Annotated in this window: 1 pseudogene; it reads right to left on the bottom strand. The window is 51.1% G+C overall.

The features are described from left to right. Window positions 1–162: 162 nt before the first annotated feature. Window positions 163–659, bottom strand: a pseudogene (locus R8N49_RS27765) (NgrC); the annotation flags it as partial.

The following is a 659-nucleotide window of genomic DNA, read 5'->3' as shown; positions in this document are numbered from 1 at the left end:
AGACTCCCGCAGGGATTAATAAATTAACGTTAATTTGCTGTTTGTTTTTGGCGACCAGCTATCGCACGCTTTCGCCCTCAGGGAGGACAAAATCTGCTTACTGATGGCTTAACCATGAGTAAGAAGACTTGGGAAGTAAAGCAGGGGTTTCCCCCTGCCTTGTTATGCCGCTTTGAGGTGGCGAGAGAAAAAGTCCCTGGTTTGCTGGATAGCGCCCCGGAGAAGTTCTCGTCTGTAGCCAGCGTAGCTCTTGTCATCACTGGCAACGGTCAAGCCGTGCAGACTCTCTTCACCCAGGACAATCTCGTTTTCACGAGAGAGTACCTCAACACGTAGGCCAAGCACTCGCTCTTTCCCTTCCAGGATAGAACAAATTGTTTGGTCTCTTACTTCGTCATCCCAGTGGCCCATATCGAAATCCCGCTCAGGGAGTTCAGTAACACGCACCAGGTAGTTTTCAGTGGCCCGTTCCCAAACCACTTCATCTTCGCATGGAGAGGCCTCGATCAGCGAGTACCCGTCCGCTTCGAGCTTCTTGGAAAGACTTTTTACATCATCCGCCAGCTCCAGCACAAAGCGTTCCCAGAGGTCTTGCCAGCGCTCGACCATATCCTGGTTAATCCCTTCAATGCCGGTGCCAATCATGGAATCATCATCAG

The organism is Vibrio sp. 1978 (assembly GCF_033344345.1).
The sequence above is the reverse complement of the archived record's forward strand: the minus strand, read 5'-3'. Positions and strand labels throughout refer to the sequence as shown.